Genomic DNA, 18,251 nt, shown 5'->3' on the forward strand with positions numbered 1-18,251 from the left:
CGGCCGGACAACTGTATGGCTACATCCAATTCTCATTTTTATGCTCTACCTGGTATAACCAATAATTTACGAGCTGCTTAATTTCGGTATAATTACCATATTTGAAGTGAATCTGACCTGCAGCGGTATGTAAAGTGAGGTGGCCAACATCCACTCCTTTGTGCCAGGGGTATTGAAAAGTAGTAATTGCCTGAATCTTATTTGGCACTACAATTTCATTCGAAATATCCCAAATTCCGCTGGTTTTGATGATGAAATCCTGACTTACTGAAATCCGGTGCCGGCGGTAGCTGATATAGATCATGAGCACACCTACAACGAAGTATGCAATTGCGATACCAATAAAAGGTTTCACCTCCGGGATATTAAAAGCCAGGATCAAAAAGATTGAAACGGGTAAAATCAGTTTGAAGAAAATTGGCAGGTTTAAAAAACGCCAGTCAGGAACAAATATTTTTCCCTTTAGTGGTGCCTTAGCCAATATCATTTTTAACAGTTCATCACGCTCAATAGGGTTACAGCCTGGTATTTCCAAGGTGTTCCCCTGCATTTCATGTCCTTTTTTACTTTGACCAAAATGAGCCTGCCTTAAACTCATATTCAGCATATTCATCTTTTTCTGGAAGTAATTCTGGCTGTATTTGGTAATCTGTACTTTATTTGGACTGATCAAAGTATTTTTCTTGGCAATTAATCCCGAAGAGAGCAGCAGGGCATCTTTATGCTGACTGATCTGGAGTTCGAAATATTTGTAGAAGGTTCTAACCAGATTGATAATCAGCAATACAATTAAAAGGCACGCAATTAAAATGAAAACCGTAACAATGGTCAACATTCCGGTTACCGTATTCTGAATTTCATCTCTGTTGATCTTAAAGGCATCCAGCAATTGCCGGCCTTCATAAATAACCGTGTAAAAAAAAGCAGCAAGTAAAGCTAAACTTTGTCCGTAGTTAGACGTTAAACCAACTTTAAATAGAGTAAAGCCACTGATCCTTAAAAATGGTGTTTCTTCAGTCAGATCATTTTTATGTATCGCTTCCGGTTGCAGTCCATCCACAGCCTTTCTGTTCAGTAGATGCGCCTGAAGGTTGTAAGCAGCGGTTTCATCTATGGCTTTTATACTTACTTCTTCTCCATGCGCACCCGCAGTGTCGATTTTTAAACCATAAACACCAATAATTTTCTGCAGAATATTCTGATTAATGTTAACCTGCTGTATTTTATCGAGTTGAATAATGACCTGATCGCGATTGAAGATGCCTTTATTCACCACAAACTCCTGCTTTTCTTTATCCAGAAAGAACGTGAATTTTAAATACCACAAATAAGAAAATACGAAGCTAATTAATGTAATAACCAAGATGCCCATTATCAGGTAGATAAAGGAGGTATTCGGCATTTTTACAAATGCTATAATAAATAAGAAAAAACTCGCCTTGCCAATCTTGAGCATGGTATGCGCACCCATTATAATGATGCCAAAGGCCGATTCGCGTTGTGGTTTGCTAAAATCGTTGTCCATTACGCTTCTGTTTCAGTGGTTGGGTTTTCGAGCAGGTCTAATTTTTTCAAAAGTAAGTCCCTGATGCTTTTTGCCTCCTCAATTGCTATACCCGAAATGTTGATATGTCCGCTTTGGCCGCCTGCAGTAAATAACTGCAGGGATCCTAATTTAAATATCCGCGAAAAAATACCTTCGTTTAATTCAATGTGCTGGATCCTGTTTAAAGGAACAATCGTGGTAGACTCGGCAATAATTCCACTCTTATAAATTACATCATGCGTACGTACCGCGTAACCACGTTTTTTAAAACTTAAACGGAAAAGCAGAAAAAAAACAACGGCCAGGATGAAATAAAGAGGGATAATCCAAACTGCATTTGGTCTTATTTCATCAACAAACAATAAAAGCGAACCAGCACTAATTCCCAATAGCACAAAAAAAATCACCAGGTTGATGCAGATAATTTTCCAATAACTGGAATGAGGTTGTTTTAGTGAAATTTCTTCATACTTCGGAAGATGATCAAGATCAACTGTTTCGTTTGCGAAAGATGTATCGGAGGACATAATTAAAATGTTAACACGTATTAATCAAATATCTGACTAATATTTAATGCTTTTGTTACCTCGCTACAATAAACTTTTTCGCAGCATTGTATTGACCGGAATCGGAAGAAATTTTGAAAAAATAAATGCCGGGAACAAAAGCAGAGGTGTTTATTTCTAAAGTGTGTTTTCCTACGTTAAGGTATTCGTTCACTACTGTTTTAACCAACCGGCCCATTAAATCGTAAATCTGCACATTAATCTTATCTGTTTCTGGCAAAACAACATCAATAAATGTTTGCATAGCAGCAGGATTCGGGTAATTCTGAGTAACGGTAAACTTTAGGAGTTTTTCGAAAATTGCTTTATTAATAGCGTCAAAAATAACATAGCTCACTAACCTGTAACCGCGTGCATTTGGATGAAATGCATCCTGGTAAAGTGTAAAATCGCGTCTCATGGCCGCATTTACATCAGCCATATATATTTTATACTCTGTTGCTAATTTTCTGTATGCTGCATTCAGGTTTCTGATGTTGGCATTTACAGCAACATAACCTTTATTGGTTCTGTCATCAACAAACTGAAGCGTACACAAAATCGGGATTAATTTCTGTTTAAGACTCGCCGCAATTAAAACCCGCATATTGGCAACGGTTTCGGCCACATTTCCTTTGCCTGCAGCTATGGCAACAGCATCATTAATCCCCATATCAATCACGATAAAACCTGTTCTATTGGCTATTGCTTTGTCAATCCGGAGTAACCCTTGAAAAGTAGTCTGGCCACCAATACCATGATTGGTTATATCCACGATTTTGTTCGTATAACAATTTATAAAATTGTTCTGAAGCATGGTTTGAAAACCAACACCATTAACACCTTCTATTGTGCTGGCTCCAAAAGTTACAATATTTATACTGTCTTTTGAATAATATTGGGCTGCTTCCGGGCAACTAACGCGGTTGGGGGGAGGTATTGTTCCTTGAGCGAATAAAGAAATGCGGACAACGAAAAGCAGCAGCAGAGATAAAAATACTTTTGCGCTAAACTTCATTGTTAAAATTCTTTCGTACAGGATTTAAGGACATCGTTTAATGGCGCAATTTACAAAAAAGTAAACATAAAAAACACCGTACTATTCTTTTTTACAAACATTAAATTATTTTTTGTAGCTATTAAAAGACGGTTTTTACGTTTTAAGATAACACCAATATTTCTGCATTTAAATAATTTAATGCAGAAATCATGTATAAGCAAAGTTTTATGCTTAACGAGGTGATAATTTAATCGTTTACTGCGCCTTTTATCTGGTAAAGCCTATATTTGTCCAAATTCATTTTGTTATGCAAGAGATTAAAAATTATGTAGAAACGCACAAACAACGTTTTTTAGATGAGTTGTTTGAGTTATTGCGTTTTCCATCGGTTAGTGCTGATCCGAAATACAAAGGCGATGTTTTAAAAACAGCTGATTATGTTGCACAGAAATTAAAAGATGCAGGAGCTGATCAGGTGGAAATTTGCCCAACTGCAGGATATCCTATTGTTTATGGCGAAAAAATTATAGATGCTTCTTTACCAACTGTTTTAATATACGGTCATTACGATGTTCAGCCTGCTGATCCCTTAGAACTTTGGCATACACCACCTTTTGAGCCTACGGTACGCGATGGCAAAATTTACGCCCGTGGTGCCTGTGATGATAAAGGACAATTTTATATGCACGTAAAAGCTTTCGAGTTGATGATGCAAACCAATACTTTGGCTTGTAATGTTAAATTCATGATCGAAGGTGAAGAGGAGGTAGGATCTGCCAACCTTGGCATTTTTGTAAATGCAAATACCGAGCGTTTAAAGGCCGATGTAGTTTTGATTTCTGATACTTCGATGATCAGTATGGAACATCCATCAATCGAAACTGGCTTACGTGGTTTAGCTTACATGGAAGTTGAAGTAGTTGGTCCGAATCGCGATTTACACTCAGGAGTTTATGGTGGGGCAGTGGCCAATCCGGCAACTATTCTTTGTAAAATGATTGCTTCATTACACGACGAAAATAACCACATTACTATCCCTGCTTTTTACGATAAAGTACTCGAATTAACTGACGAGGAGAAAAAAGCATTAAATTCTGCACCTTACAACGAAGCAGAATACAAAAAGGATTTAGATATAGAAGAAGTTTGGGGGGAGAAAGGTTATTCGACCCTGGAGCGTACAGGTACACGCCCAACTTTAGAAGTAAACGGAATTTGGAGTGGTTATATTGGCGAGGGTGCAAAAACCGTTTTACCTAGTAAAGCCAATGCAAAAATTTCTATGCGTTTGGTTCCACATCAAAGCTCAGAAGAAATTGCCGAGATTTTTACCAAACATTTCGAAAGCATTGCACCTAAAAATGTAAAAGTAAAAGTTACGCCTCACCACGGTGGCGAACCTGTAGTAACCCCAACTGATAGTATTGCATACCAGGCTGCCGAAAAAGCGATTGAAGATAGTTTTGGTAAAAAAGCTATTCCAACACGCGGTGGTGGCAGTATTCCTATCGTGGCCTTGTTTGAAGATGTACTGGGCATTAAATCGGTGCTTTTTGGCTTCGGTTTAGATAGCGATGCGCTGCACTCTCCAAATGAGAAATATGATATTTACAATTATTATAAAGGAATAGAAACTTTGCCGTTATTCCATAAATATTTCGCTGAATTGAGTAAATAAAGCAACAGATCGTCATTTCGAGCGGAGTGCAACGCAGTCGAGAAATCTATTTTTAGCCGATTTCTCTCCCGAAAGTTCGGGATTGCGCTTCGATTGAGATGACGATTTTTTTTTGAAAACAAGCGTTTAGTATTCCAAAGCGCCTGTAGTCCCGCCATCGCTTATAGTCCTCATTTCGCTGCGCTCCATTCCGGGCTATTTAGCTCTGTCGGGTTTATTTAACAGTGGCCTGTTTTCCAGAGCATAGCTTGTTCCTGCCATGGCATTAATTATGCATCTTACAGCTCCGGATAGTACGGTTTGCCGTGCCATCTAAACCTGACCGTAGTGAAAAACCCGCAGGCCGAAGCATGAGGACGAGGATTTGGAACGAAGGGCAGGGCTGCTTTAACCCAACTACTTCAAGTTTTGCTTTCCAAAACAACTCAATAAATTTAATTTTTATGGTCAGTTTGAGCGGAGTCGAAGACCTACCTAATTTATTAAGCAGGGATTTCTTTGCCATTTTGAAAATGAGCGTTCTGTGTTTCATAGGTACTTTCGTCCCGCCATCGCTTATAGTCCTCATTTCGCTGCGCTCCATTCCGGGCTATTTAGCTCTGTCGGGTTTATTTAACTGCGGTTCGTTCTTCAAAGCAAAGCCTGTTCCTACAGTCGTTATAAAACTTAGATAGTATTGCCAACCTTGCCACCTATACCCGATCAAAGTGTAAAACCCGCAGGCCGAAGCATGAGGGCGAGGATTTGAAACGAAGAGCGGGGCTTCCTTAAGTTATTGACTACAGATTTTGCTTTCCGAAACAGTACAAATCATTATTTAAGATTAAAATTGCCGCTGTTTTAGTAGCGTTCTTTGCGTCTTTTCTTTGCGCACTTTGCGGTTAAACCTAGCGCCAAATTTTTTTACCACAGATTTTTTTCTAAATTGGTACCATGAAACACCTCATCTCATCTCTTTTACTTTTATCCGGGCTCGCTTCTTTTGCTCAGGATACTAAAACGATTAATCAGTCTGGAAATCCAATATTTAAAGGTTGGTATGCAGATCCTGACGCTGCTATTTTCAATAATAAATACTGGGTTTATCCAACCTATTCGGCAAAGTATAAGGAACAGGTATTTTTGGATGCTTTTTCCTCAGATGATTTGGTGAAATGGAAAAAACACCCTCATATTTTAGATACGGCTGCTGTAAAATGGGCCAACAAAGCCATGTGGGCACCAGCCATTGTTCAAAAAGACAAGAAATACTATTTGTTTTTCGGCGCCAACGATATCCAGAGCGATAATGAAGTGGGTGGGATCGGTGTAGCCGTTGCCGATAAACCAGAGGGACCGTATAAAGACCACCTCGGAAAACCTTTGGTAGATAAATTTCATAACGGTGCGCAACCGATCGATCAGTTTGTGTTTAAAGATAAAGATGGCCAGTATTATTTAATTTATGGGGGCTGGAAACACTGTAATGTTGCTAAATTAAATAAAGATTTTACTGGCTTTTTACCTTTTGAAGATGGTACAATCTTTAAAGAAATAACCCCTGATAATTATGTAGAAGGCCCATATATGTTCATCAGAAATGGTAAATATTATTTTATGTGGAGCGAGGGTGGCTGGACTGGTCCAGACTATTCAGTAGCTTATGCAGTTGGCGATTCACCTTTCGGTCCGTTTAAAAGGGTAGGTAAAATTTTAAAGCAAGATGCAGCAATTGCAACCGGTGCGGGCCATCATTCCGTAATTATCAATGAGAAAAAAGGAGCCTATTATATTGTATATCACCGCAGGCCTTTAACCGAAACTGATGGTAATCATCGCGTTACCTGTATTGATGAAATGAAATTTGATGCAGCAGGTATGATTTTGCCCGTAAAAATTACCAACGAAGGGGTAAAAGCACAGAAAGTAAAATAAAGAATGTTCGGCTGGAGATTTTATTCAATTTCCAGCTGAGCTTCAGTTTTTTGTAAAACAGTTTTTGCCTGTCTTTTATCAAGTGTATTAAACCCCCAGGCACATAATAAAAGCATACAGGCCAGTCCGAACCAGAGCCAGTTGTAACCAAAATTTTTGGCAACAAAAAAGCCAAACAATGGTCCGATAACCTGGGCACATGACCAACTTAAAGTGTAGCCGGCCGCATATAGCCCTCTGTTATGTTCATTACTTCTGCTAATTACAATTGTATTAATGAATGGTAGTGAAAACATTTCTCCACCGGTGAATATGATAATGACAATAACTGCTGCAACCAGATGATAGCTAACCGGAGCACTCAGCAAGATATATGATATCGAAAATAATACGGCACCAATGATAATGAAAAACATCGGCGATCTTTTGGCTTCTATTTTATTAATCATAATCATCTCAAACAAGGCGATAACCGACCCGTTAATGCCGATAATGATGCCAATAGCAAATTCATTGATGTGCCATTGCTCTTTAAAAAATACCGGTACAACCCTGAACATCAGGAATGCGCAAGTGATAAAAACAGTGGTAAGCAAAATAAATTTTACGTAAAAAATATCTTTCCAGGGTTTCATGATAACCATGTTGATGGCATTTTCTTTTGCCTTCTGGATAAAACCCTTCACCTGTGGCAAAAACGACAGGATTAATACGCCAACAATAATGCTTACCCCACCTTCAACAATAAACAAAAGCTTATAATTAATTGAAGCAATAATTCCTGCCAAACTAATGCCTACAGACCAACCGATATTCACAGCCAGCCTGTTGAGCGAATAGGAGCGGGTAATGGTTCCTTCCTTTGCATAATGTGCCACCGCTGTAAAATTTGCAGGGCGAAATGCTTCTGAAAAAAAGCTGATGACAACTGCCAAAACGCAAAGTGTGGAGAAATGTGTAATGGTTGAGAAAAAGATGAAAAACAGTCCGCCGATAATCGATGATAAAATTTGCACCGGCCGAAAACCAATCATATCGGTCAGTTTTCCTCCTGTTGCAGAACCGAGAATTGAACCTACACCAAATAAGGTAATTATTAAACCAGCGTCCATTTCCGAGCGATGTAAACTTTGGGTAACGTATAAGCCCATAAAAGGAACAGCCATACTTCCACAACGATTAAACATCATTACAATGCTCAACAGCCAGGTTTCTTTGCTTAACCCGCTAAATGATGTTTTATAAGTGTTGAAAATAAGTTTGAACATGGTCTATTTAGATGCCGTAAAAATATCAAAAGCCAGGTATTATTTAATCATTTTAATTCAATATCTGCTATCCAACTGAAAAAAGTGGTAGGTTGAAAGGAGGTGTAATACGATCGTCATTCCCGCGCAGGCGGGAATCTTAAAGCGGTCGCTATTCTTGCCCTTTCGCTCGGGCTTGCCTCGGCTCACCGCCGCCGAGGGGCTCTTTCTTTTCTCTTGATAGAAAAGAAACAAAAGATCAAGGCTTGCATCCTTTCTTGAACTAAGCTATCGAAATTCTTACTGCGGCAATATGGAGGCCCCGATGAAGAATCGGGACTTTATATTGCCTTGGGCAGCGGTGTATTGTGGGCTTGTGCAAGAATTTCAATGCTTATTTCTACGAAAATCTGCTAGGCCGGATAGCATGGAGCAGAGACAGGCATCCGTAAATTGATCACTCTGAAACTATGAGGGGAACTCCCCTCCTGATTTAGGAGGGGCAGGGGTGGTTAGGAAATAATATTCAGGCTTGCATTGTTATTTTCTGTCATCCTGAGGTACGAAGGATCTTTTGATCTAAAGATTCTTCACTTCGTTCAGAATGACAATTAAAGGTTTTTCCCCTAGCTCGGGCTTGCCTCGGCTACCGATGAAAAATTGGTACAGGTCCACCGCCACCGAAGGGCTCTTACCTTTTTCTTGATAAAAAGGTAACCAAACCTGAGCGTAGCGAAAGCATGACTACCTTTAAAAACAACAACTAAGAAGGCATAAATCAAGGCTTGGATCTGATGTCGGATAAATTCGTCAAAGCTTTGAGGTCGTCAGCACAAGCCCCGATGAAAAATCGGGGAGGGCGTGCTGCCTCTGGGTAGTGGTAAGTTGAAAGGAGGTGCAAAAGCTTTAACGTTTTCTCCTTCCATCATATCCCAGGCCGGATAGCGTGAAGCATAGACAGGCATCCGTAAATTTATTCCTCTGAAACTATGAGGGGCACCCACTATCGTCATCTCGACCGTAGCGGAGAGATCTTTGGACTTTCTAATACGGTCGCCATTACCGCACAGGCGGGAACCATAAGACCTGAGCTCCTAAATATTCCGGTGTTTTGTAAGCTTGTCTTCATACCATTTTCCATACCCCAATACCGACATCGCTGTGGACCAAAATAACACTAAACTAGGTTTTTCTTTACCTTTTATTTAGCTATTGTTAACCCGCCAACCGAAAGCGATGCAGATCTGTGATATCGCTGACCTTCACCATAGCTCCATTTCAACCGAAGCAAAGCCGAAGTTATAGTTAAGTTGGTGTACAGTTGGGCATAAGCAAGCCTGGCCGGAAGGTGGCTTAAACGTGGGGTAAATGTGGCGTGAAGGTGGGGTTTGGAATATTTTTTTTGGGATTTTTAAATCAGATTGATTAAATTGGATGATCATCCCTTTTGTTTAACCTAATATACTAAAATTATGGCTAGCCAGAATGGAATTATTAAAATTAATGGACAACTGGGCGATCTTGTTTTTTACAAACGCGGAAATACGGATGTTGTCAGACAAAAAGCTGCCCACAAACAGCAAACGGAAGCAAGCAAAAAAAGCAGTCGAGATTTTGGCACGGCCAGCAGAAATGCCGCCTACATCCGGAAAGCATTTGCACCGCTGGTTAAACTTTATGCTTATGGCGATCTCCTGAATCGCCTGAACAAACGTTTTATCGAAATCTTTAAAACCATCCCGGCCGAACAGGCAGGAAATAAAAAATTAATTGACGGTAACATCACTTTGCTTAAAGGTTTCGAATTTAACAGCAGCAAAGCCCTGGAACAGTTGTGGCTTCGCGAAACGGTTTTGTGCATAGAACCCGATGGATTAGTAAAACTTATTCTGCCTAAGTGCGAACTCAAAACCCTCCTGAAACCGCATCCTAAGGCTACCGAAGCACGATTGCATGTGATGGGCTTTCATTTCGAACTGGATGATCAGGGCGGCTACGAAATTATGGAAGTAAATGACCTGGTGATACCCTTAAGCAACAGCCATTTTTCGAAAACAACCTTGACCTTACACCTGAATCACCAGGGCGATAAAGCGTTGATTTTCGCCATGGGCATTTCATTTTTTACGGATGCTGCCCGCTTTGCCGACCGGCGTTATTATGCAGGTAAAATTATTCAGGCCCTGCATGTAAAGGATGGTGTAATTGTCGATTTTGTGGCGCAACCTAAAGTGGAAAAGGAGATAATGGAGCAGGTGGATAAGTTAAGCTGGGTGGTAGAGGAAGGTTGAGTTGGAGTTCTGAATCACACATTTAAGCCATTCTTTTTATGTTTACGGTTAACCGTATAAAATTGTGTATCACATTAAATAGGTTTGGTACAATTAAATTTAAAACCAAATCTTATGGCCAGTTACCGATTAAATTTGAACCGACAAACCCAAAATTGTGCTGATGTCCGTGCCGCGTTGTGATTTGCTTGAATGCTGCCGAACTACTGATATTTACAACAACACTGCATTTTTGTTTGTTACTGGCTTGTCAGTTGTGATTTGCTTTCATTCTTTGAACTACTGATATTTACAACAACGCCATGTTGGAAAATACATTATCTACCTGGTTGTGATTTGCTTTCATTCTTTGAACTACTGATATTTACAACAACAACCTTGCAAACCAAGTAATACATTTCCGAGTTGTGATTTGCTTTCATTCTTTGAACTACTGATATTTACAACAACTGAAAAAGAGAGATTTTGTAATGCAGTTTGGTTGTGATTTGCTTTCATTCTTTGAACTACTGATATTTACAACAACGGGATAGCACAAACATTGCTCAAGTTATCCGTTGTGATTTGCTTTCATTCTTTGAACTACTGATATTTACAACAACAATATCATAGTCTAAATATTATGTTTGTATGTTGTGATTTGCTTTCATTCTTTGAACTACTGATATTTACAACAACCTTTTAGCGGCATAACAGTAAGAGTAGCCTGTTGTGATTTGCTTTCATTCTTTGAACTACTGATATTTACAACAACCGTCAGGCATTGCATCAAACTGCTCTGAGGGTTGTGATTTGCTTTCATTCTTTGAACTACTGATATTTACAACAACAAGTAGTAACTTTATCGAAAGCTTTCGTCAGTTGTGATTTGCTTTCATTCTTTGAACTACTGATATTTACAACAACATTACTTAATTCGTGTATCATGGTTGATCAGTTGTGATTTGCTTTCATTCTTTGAACTACTGATATTTACAACAACACAAAATAAACATGATGTATAAAACGCTAGTTGTGATTTGCTTTCATTCTTTGAGCTACTGATATTTACAACAACAATTAATAGAAATGTGGACTAAGATGTTGGTTGTGATTTGCTTTCATTCTTTGAACTACTGATATTTACAACAACTTTGAACGTGATAATTTATTGCAAAGCGTTGTTGTGATTTGCTTTCATTCTTTGAACTACTGATATTTACAACAACTTCGATATTGTAAATAATCTAAGCCGATTAGTTGTGATTTGCTTTCATTCTTTGAACTACTGATATTTACAACAACAATAGATAAACAAACAAATAATTATGTCAAGTTGTGATTTGCTTTCATTCTTTGAACTACTGATATTTACAACAACAAAAATTATCTGGTTTAATCAACGAATCAGTTGTGATTTGCTTTCATTCTTTGAACTACTGATATTTACAACAACTGAAACGCCTGAGATCGTAACAATAGAAAGTTGTGATTTGCTTTCATTCTTTGAACTACTGATATTTACAACAACCGACCCGAAAAAGGACATCTTCCTTAAGCAATTGTGATTTGCTTTCATTCTTTGAACTACTGATATTTACAACAACTAGTTCTCCCGCCTTGTGGATACAGGGCATGTTGTGATTTGCTTTCATTCTTTGAACTACTGATATTTACAACAACTGTACTTCATCGGCAGCATCATCCATTATAGTTGTGATTTGCTTTCATTCTTTGAACTACTGATATTTACAACAACTAAGGAAGCGCATAGCCTCCTGATCGTAGGGTTGTGATTTGCTTTCATTCTTTGAACTACTGATATTTACAACAACCTTATTTTTAACTCAAGATAAGTTTTACCGTTGTGATTTGCTTTCATTCTTTGAACTACTGATATTTACAACAACATCACCAGATAGACGTAAATGATTAACCAGTTGTGATTTGCTTTCATTCTTTGAACTACTGATATTTACAACAACAAAAATTCAGGTCAATATCATTTGCCGGAGTTGTGATTTGCTTTCATTCTTTGAACTACTGATATTTACAACAACTCACCCCTTTATCAGTAATTTGTGTTTACGGTTGTGATTTGCTTTCATTCTTTGAACTACTGATATTTACAACAACTGAAAAAGAGAGATTTTGTAATGCAGTTTGGTTGTGATTTGCTTTCATTCTTTGAACTACTGATATTTACAACAACTAAATATGTAAATACCGACAACGGTAGTTAGTTGTGATTTGCTTTCATTCTTTGAACTACTGATATTTACAACAACAGATCCCACAACTTGCCAGGCACATGACCAGTTGTGATTTGCTTTCATTCTTTGAACTACTGATATTTACAACAACCCTATCAAATTCTTGAGGCCAAGTGTTCCAGTTGTGATTTGCTTTCATTCTTTGAACTACTGATATTTACAACAACGATACTTGGCGAAATGGTAGCCATTGCCGGTTGTGATTTGCTTTCATTCTTTGAACTACTGATATTTACAACAACCTGGTGTAGCTGTTGCAACTGGTTTGGCTAGTTGTGATTTGCTTTCATTCTTTGAACTACTGATATTTACAACAACAAAATATATTCAAAACAAAATGTTGAATTAGTTGTGATTTGCTTTCATTCTTTGAACTACTGATATTTACAACAACAAGCCAGGTTAATACTTTCCGGCTTACTCAGTTGTGATTTGCTTTCATTCTTTGAACTACTGATATTTACAACAACAATTAGAAATTTTAAATAAACGTCGTAGCGGTTGTGATTTGCTTTCATTCTTTGAACTACTGATATTTACAACAACAAAAAAAATTCAAAGTATTAGTACAAGACCGTTGTGATTTGCTTTCATTCTTTGAACTACTGATATTTACAACAACTATTTAAACTAAAGTCAAAATGACAGAAGAGTTGTGATTTGCTTTCATTCTTTGAACTACTGATATTTACAACAACTTAAAATTTCTTAAAGTAGCAGTCCAAACAGTTGTGATTTGCTTTCATTCTTTGAACTACTGATATTTACAACAACAATCAGGTGTTGCGAAATTACCGTTAGGCTGTTGTGATTTGCTTTCATTCTTTGAACTACTGATATTTACAACAACGCTTTGCCGTAAGCTTTTTAACGGTTAATAGTTGTGATTTGCTTTCATTCTTTGAACTACTGATATTTACAACAACCTTTTGTCAAGTCTAAGTTTTCGTCGCTGAGTTGTGATTTGCTTTCATTCTTTGAACTACTGATATTTACAACAACCTACTCTCGATAATGCGGATATCACCATCAGTTGTGATTTGCTTTCATTCTTTGAACTACTGATATTTACAACAACATGTTGCTATAAATTTCTATGAGGAAAAGGGTTGTGATTTGCTTTCATTCTTTGAACTACTGATATTTACAACAACTTTTACCGGAATTAATTGTAAATAAACATTGTTGTGATTTGCTTTCATTCTTTGAACTACTGATATTTACAACAACATAAACCCTAAAATCTCAAGCAATGAGTAGTTGTGATTTGCTTTCATTCTTTGAACTACTGATATTTACAACAACACTTAGAAAATGAAGGTTTTGACATGTCATGTTGTGATTTGCTTTCATTCTTTGAACTACTGATATTTACAACAACAATATCCTAAAGCTAAAGTTATTGTTTGCTGTTGTGATTTGCTTTCATTCTTTGAACTACTGATATTTACAACAACAAATAGTAGTGTAAAAGCTACTATCATAAAGTTGTGATTTGCTTTCATTCTTTGAACTACTGATATTTACAACAACTAAGAATATAAAGGTGCATACTGTTAGTAGTTGTGATTTGCTTTCATTCTTTGAACTACTGATATTTACAACAACGTCATGTTACAACTAACAAACACAACAGAGTTGTGATTTGCTTTCATTCTTTGAACTACTGATATTTACAACAACATCCAGCAAAATTATAAAGCTGCTTTACAAGTTGTGATTTGCTTTCATTCTTTGAACTACTGATATTTACAACAACTAGAACTATTGAAAAAGTTAAGTCGGAAAAGTTGTGATTTGCTTTCATTCTTTGAACTACTGATATTTACAACAACAGGAACCTGTTCTTCATGAGGTTCTAGGCTGTTGTGATTTGCTTTCATTCTTTGAACTACTGATATTTACAACAACGTCGATGCAAATATTGTTGCTCCGGCACCAGTTGTGATTTGCTTTCATTCTTTGAACTACTGATATTTACAACAACTCCTGGGCTAATAAATCATTGTATAAATCAGTTGTGATTTGCTTTCATTCTTTGAACTACTGATATTTACAACAACACCGTTGCGGAGCGGGAAAACACCGAGGAGGTTGTGATTTGCTTTCATTCTTTGAACTACTGATATTTACAACAACATTTTGTTATCTCTTGCAAAGCCTAAACGAGTTGTGATTTGCTTTCATTCTTTGAACTACTGATATTTACAACAACAAAACCGGAGCATCATCAACAACGATATGAGTTGTGATTTGCTTTCATTCTTTGAACTACTGATATTTACAACAACTATTACTAAAAAGAAAGGGAATTAAGATGAGTTGTGATTTGCTTTCATTCTTTGAACTACTGATATTTACAACAACTTATTGCAACAGAATTAACAACCCAGAAGAGTTGTGATTTGCTTTCATTCTTTGAACTACTGATATTTACAACAACTGGCTTTGGATGAAAGCACAGCCCGGGAGAGTTGTGATTTGCTTTCATTCTTTGAACTACTGATATTTACAACAACTTCATCACCAGTACTGCTTTGCGGAACCCTGTTGTGATTTGCTTTCATTCTTTGAACTACTGATATTTACAACAACCAATTTTCGATGATTTCACGGTGTTGCCAGGTTGTGATTTGCTTTCATTCTTTGAACTACTGATATTTACAACAACGATGCCGGAACAGAAGATATGGCTTAATAAGTTGTGATTTGCTTTCATTCTTTGAACTACTGATATTTACAACAACACTTTTTCATGTCCCATTATACGTTGCAGAGTTGTGATTTGCTTTCATTCTTTGAACTACTGATATTTACAACAACTTTTTCCGCTTGACGGCTGCCCAGCTTGTAGTTGTGATTTGCTTTCATTCTTTGAACTACTGATATTTACAACAACTTTCCGGTGGTACAGCCATCACCCGACAGGGTTGTGATTTGCTTTCATTCTTTGAACTACTGATATTTACAACAACTTCTACCAGAATTTATAAGCCATACAACCAGTTGTGATTTGCTTTCATTCTTTGAACTACTGATATTTACAACAACATTTAGGCAATATATCTGTTGCGGTAGCCCGTTGTGATTTGCTTTCATTCTTTGAACTACTGATATTTACAACAACCCGATGCGCTTATTCAAAGTTCAAAAGATAGTTGTGATTTGCTTTCATTCTTTGAACTACTGATATTTACAACAACCTGAAGGTTACAAAAGTCTTGTGTCTGCAAGTTGTGATTTGCTTTCATTCTTTGAACTACTGATATTTACAACAACCTAAGCTTGAACAAACCGATAAAGATTTGGTTGTGATTTGCTTTCATTCTTTGAACTACTGATATTTACAACAACTGGTTATTTGCTGGGAAGCAATGCAAGCCAGTTGTGATTTGCTTTCATTCTTTGAACTACTGATATTTACAACAACTAAAACTTACTATAAACATCTTTACAGCCTGTTGTGATTTGCTTTCATTCTTTGAACTACTGATATTTACAACAACCGAGCGCGGAAGCTGCTTGCAGGATTACTGTTGTGATTTGCTTTCATTCTTTGAACTACTGATATTTACAACAACATACCTTAGTTCAATTAACTATCCATCAGTAGGTTAGTTTAAAAATTAGAATTAAAAAAATCCGGTTGCAAATGCTTCCGGATTTTTATTCTAAATAGTTTTTTTGATTGTATTTGTAATTTTAAGAGACATAATGCTCTTTGAGCACCCCGGAAACCTCGGGGCAAGTGCTATGAGAGTGGTGAATTAAAACAATTCGAGTTGCTGTGGTGTATCCGGTAGTTCTTTTTCTTTTTTACCGTAAAATAATTCCATCATACCGAATTGTTTATCAGTAACGGTCATAATACCAATATGTCCTTTTTCAGGCAATAGTCTTTTTACCCGGTTAATGTGGACGTCTGCATTTTCGCGACTGCTGCAATGCCTTAAATAGATAGAAAATTGAAACATCGCAAAGCCGTCTCGTAAAATTTCCTTACGAAATTTAGAAGCAACGCTGCGTTCTTTCTTTGTTTCTGTAGGTAAATCGAAAAAAACTAATATCCACAAAATCCGGTATTCATTTAAACGCATCTATTAAAAAGGCAATTCATCATGGTTTGCATCATTACCTGGTTCCGAAATTTCATTTGCTGTAATTGCAGGCGAATCGTCTTCAATATTAAATTTCGACAGCCTCCTTGCGTCAAAATTTCTCATGATTGGGTAGTTGATTCTTCGAATCGTGCCCTCGTAACATTTTGCCAGGGAAGAAGTAGTGCTTTGCAAGCCAACCATCAGCGGGCTTTTGTTTCTTTCAAACTGCACATCTACAGTGGCAATGCCCAACAACTGCGTTTTAATTGAAGTACCCAATTCTAAAAAGTTTTCGCCCCGATCGATTATCCCCAATACGATTTCATCTACATACGGCCGGTAAGGCTCCATGATGTCATCGGCCAGGCAATAGGCATTGTATTTGTTTCTATGGTGAATGCCAAGGGTAGGAAGCAGGCCCGAACAAACCAGGCCACGTGCCACTATGGCCCTTAAAATGGCATAACCATAGTTTAGTAAATTATTAGGCGGATCGCCCTCCCGTCCCCTGAAGAAATCTATTTTTTTTGGAAATACATTTTTCCAGTAATAGGCTGCGGCTCTGCCTTCATAATTATCCGGGTCGCCTGAACGAACTGATTTCGCCCAGTGTACCATATTTTCACAAGGTATATTCCGGTTGAATAATACCGCAGCCTGGTTTAAAATTTTAGCCTGGACGGTTTGCTGCCAGAGCTGCTTTTTTAAAGGTTGCGAAGCATCAATCTGGTACCGGAAACGCTCACTTTGTGTATTATGCCCGTCAATAGGTAACATCATACCCGTAGGATGCCGGCTTTGGTTACAGGTGATGATGGCTGCATTGTTTTCCAATAACGCGGCTATGCAGCCATGCGTGATGGTAATTTGTTGATGATCCAGAATAATAATGCCCACATCTTCAATCGGAATGGCTTTTTTAGATTCCTTTTCGCCTAGTGATTTTAAATGAGGTAAATCAATAGCGAGCTGATTTTGATGCAGACTCAAGTAGGCCGGATTAGAGAAGTGGAGCGTTCTTTTGATCATAATTTAATGGATGTAAACTATTTCATTAGATTGGTTTAATAATATTCATAGAAAGCATCAGCTATATCATCTGCGAAGCCATAACCACAGTTAGAAGCCCAATTTACGCACTGCTCAGCCCTGACCTTGAAATTATCTAATAACCCATGTTTAGCTAAAAAACCTAATGCAGCCCTGTAATTGTTATACGCTGAATTATAAAACTGTTCAGAAAAATCTCCATATAAGGCAGTAAGTTCACAGGCACTTTCTGGTAAATACAACATCACATCTGCTAAAGACTCTGGCGAAGGTTGCAGGTTTTTAAAATCGGAGATTGCCCGTTTTGCTACTGAAAATTTTTCAGTACTTTTTATCGGGTTTTCTACGTTAAACTCTTTGCGGATTATTTTTTTGTACTTTTTTGCCAATTCCTGCTCATCTTTTGGATTGAGGTAAAAGTTATAAAATTCTTTTACTGAATTGTTCTTATCATACAAGTCTAAAATATGGTCTACCAATTGCTCTTTGGTCAGTTTTGAGAGTTCTTTTTTAAGGGCTGGTTTTGACATCGTTTGTTCGGATAAATAATAGGAAATATTTATTTCGAGTTTATTATTCTTTAAACTTCATATTGCCCGTCCTTATTCTATCGATATTAAAGTGTCAT

The 18,251-nt window shown here is 37.5% G+C and carries 10 protein-coding genes and 1 CRISPR repeat array; of the genes, 3 read left to right on the top strand and 7 right to left on the bottom strand.

The window, feature by feature from the left end; genetic code table 11:
• Positions 1 to 19: 19 nt before the first annotated feature.
• Genes IM793_RS04975 through IM793_RS04985 form a run of 3 tightly spaced genes read right to left on the bottom strand, consistent with a single transcriptional unit; the run spans position 20 to position 3,109 of the window.
• Complete coding sequence (locus IM793_RS04975; RefSeq protein WP_193420009.1) at positions 20 to 1,525, bottom strand: PH domain-containing protein; 1,506 nt, start codon at positions 1,523 to 1,525, stop codon at positions 20 to 22.
• Positions 1,525 to 2,073: a PH domain-containing protein gene (locus IM793_RS04980; RefSeq protein ID WP_193420010.1), complete on the bottom strand. Its 549-nt coding sequence runs from the start codon at positions 2,071 to 2,073 to the stop codon at positions 1,525 to 1,527. The genes IM793_RS04975 and IM793_RS04980 overlap by 1 nt, the downstream gene beginning before the upstream one ends.
• 55 nt (positions 2,074 to 2,128) lie before the next feature.
• Complete coding sequence (locus IM793_RS04985; protein WP_193420011.1) at positions 2,129 to 3,109, bottom strand: SGNH/GDSL hydrolase family protein; 981 nt, start codon at positions 3,107 to 3,109, stop codon at positions 2,129 to 2,131.
• A 289-nt stretch (positions 3,110 to 3,398) separates the two neighbouring features.
• Between IM793_RS04985 and IM793_RS04990 the strand changes: the two genes are divergently transcribed.
• Together IM793_RS04990 and IM793_RS04995 are read left to right on the top strand one after the other, a co-directional pair.
• Entirely contained in the window at positions 3,399 to 4,769 is a 1,371-nt protein-coding gene (locus tag IM793_RS04990; RefSeq protein WP_193420012.1) for a dipeptidase, read from the top strand.
• Between the two features lie 933 nt (positions 4,770 to 5,702).
• Positions 5,703 to 6,683 carry a glycoside hydrolase family 43 protein gene (locus tag IM793_RS04995; RefSeq protein ID WP_193420013.1) on the top strand — a complete coding sequence of 327 codons (981 nt, stop codon included), beginning with the start codon at positions 5,703 to 5,705 and terminating at the stop codon, positions 6,681 to 6,683.
• A gap of 20 nt (positions 6,684 to 6,703) precedes the next feature.
• Here the strand turns inward: IM793_RS04995 and IM793_RS05000 are convergent, their stop codons facing one another.
• The gene (locus IM793_RS05000; protein ID WP_193420014.1) at positions 6,704 to 7,951 is read right to left on the bottom strand and encodes an MFS transporter; all 1,248 of its coding nucleotides are present in this window, start codon (positions 7,949 to 7,951) and stop codon (positions 6,704 to 6,706) included.
• Positions 7,952 to 9,402: 1,451 nt separating this feature from the next.
• Here IM793_RS05000 and IM793_RS05005 point away from each other — a divergent pair.
• The gene (locus IM793_RS05005) at positions 9,403 to 10,221 is read left to right on the top strand and encodes a hypothetical protein (RefSeq protein ID WP_193420015.1); all 819 of its coding nucleotides are present in this window, start codon (positions 9,403 to 9,405) and stop codon (positions 10,219 to 10,221) included.
• 4,345 nt (positions 10,222 to 14,566) lie between these two features.
• Positions 14,567 to 16,054: a CRISPR direct-repeat array (repeat unit 46 nt; unit sequence GTTGTGATTTGCTTTCATTCTTTGAACTACTGATATTTACAACAAC).
• Positions 16,055 to 16,240: 186 nt separating this feature from the next.
• Here IM793_RS05005 and cas2 read toward each other — a convergent pair.
• From cas2 to IM793_RS05020, 3 genes are read right to left on the bottom strand one after another with little or no spacing between them, the layout of a single operon-like run.
• Entirely contained in the window at positions 16,241 to 16,570 is a 330-nt protein-coding gene (cas2, locus tag IM793_RS05010) for a CRISPR-associated endonuclease Cas2 (protein ID WP_193420016.1), read from the bottom strand.
• A 3-nt stretch (positions 16,571 to 16,573) separates the two neighbouring features.
• A complete protein-coding gene (gene cas1 / locus IM793_RS05015; RefSeq protein ID WP_193420017.1) occupies positions 16,574 to 17,602 on the bottom strand; it encodes a type II CRISPR-associated endonuclease Cas1 in 1,029 nt (342 codons plus the stop codon).
• A 35-nt stretch (positions 17,603 to 17,637) separates the two neighbouring features.
• Entirely contained in the window at positions 17,638 to 18,153 is a 516-nt protein-coding gene (locus IM793_RS05020; RefSeq protein ID WP_193420018.1) for a DUF6155 family protein, read from the bottom strand.
• Positions 18,154 to 18,251: the final 98 nt, after the last annotated feature.

The organism is Pedobacter sp. MR2016-19, assembly GCF_014947265.1.
GTDB lineage: Bacteria > Bacteroidota > Bacteroidia > Sphingobacteriales > Sphingobacteriaceae > Pedobacter.

What these genes read in the sequence shown, in the direction of transcription:
- IM793_RS05000 (WP_193420014.1), bottom strand. Translation starts at nt 7,951, where the DNA reads ATGTTCAAACTTATTTTCAACACTTATAAAACATCATTTAGCGGGTTA.
- IM793_RS05020 (WP_193420018.1), bottom strand. Translation starts at nt 18,153, where the DNA reads ATGTCAAAACCAGCCCTTAAAAAAGAACTCTCAAAACTGACCAAAGAG.
- cas1 (WP_193420017.1), bottom strand. Translation starts at nt 17,602, where the DNA reads ATGATCAAAAGAACGCTCCACTTCTCTAATCCGGCCTACTTGAGTCTG.
- IM793_RS04995 (WP_193420013.1), top strand. Translation starts at nt 5,703, where the DNA reads ATGAAACACCTCATCTCATCTCTTTTACTTTTATCCGGGCTCGCTTCT.
- IM793_RS04990 (WP_193420012.1), top strand. Translation starts at nt 3,399, where the DNA reads ATGCAAGAGATTAAAAATTATGTAGAAACGCACAAACAACGTTTTTTA.
- IM793_RS04985 (WP_193420011.1), bottom strand. Translation starts at nt 3,109, where the DNA reads ATGAAGTTTAGCGCAAAAGTATTTTTATCTCTGCTGCTGCTTTTCGTT.
- IM793_RS04980 (WP_193420010.1), bottom strand. Translation starts at nt 2,073, where the DNA reads ATGTCCTCCGATACATCTTTCGCAAACGAAACAGTTGATCTTGATCAT.
- IM793_RS04975 (WP_193420009.1), bottom strand. Translation starts at nt 1,525, where the DNA reads ATGGACAACGATTTTAGCAAACCACAACGCGAATCGGCCTTTGGCATC.
- cas2 (WP_193420016.1), bottom strand. Translation starts at nt 16,570, where the DNA reads ATGCGTTTAAATGAATACCGGATTTTGTGGATATTAGTTTTTTTCGAT.
- IM793_RS05005 (WP_193420015.1), top strand. Translation starts at nt 9,403, where the DNA reads ATGGCTAGCCAGAATGGAATTATTAAAATTAATGGACAACTGGGCGAT.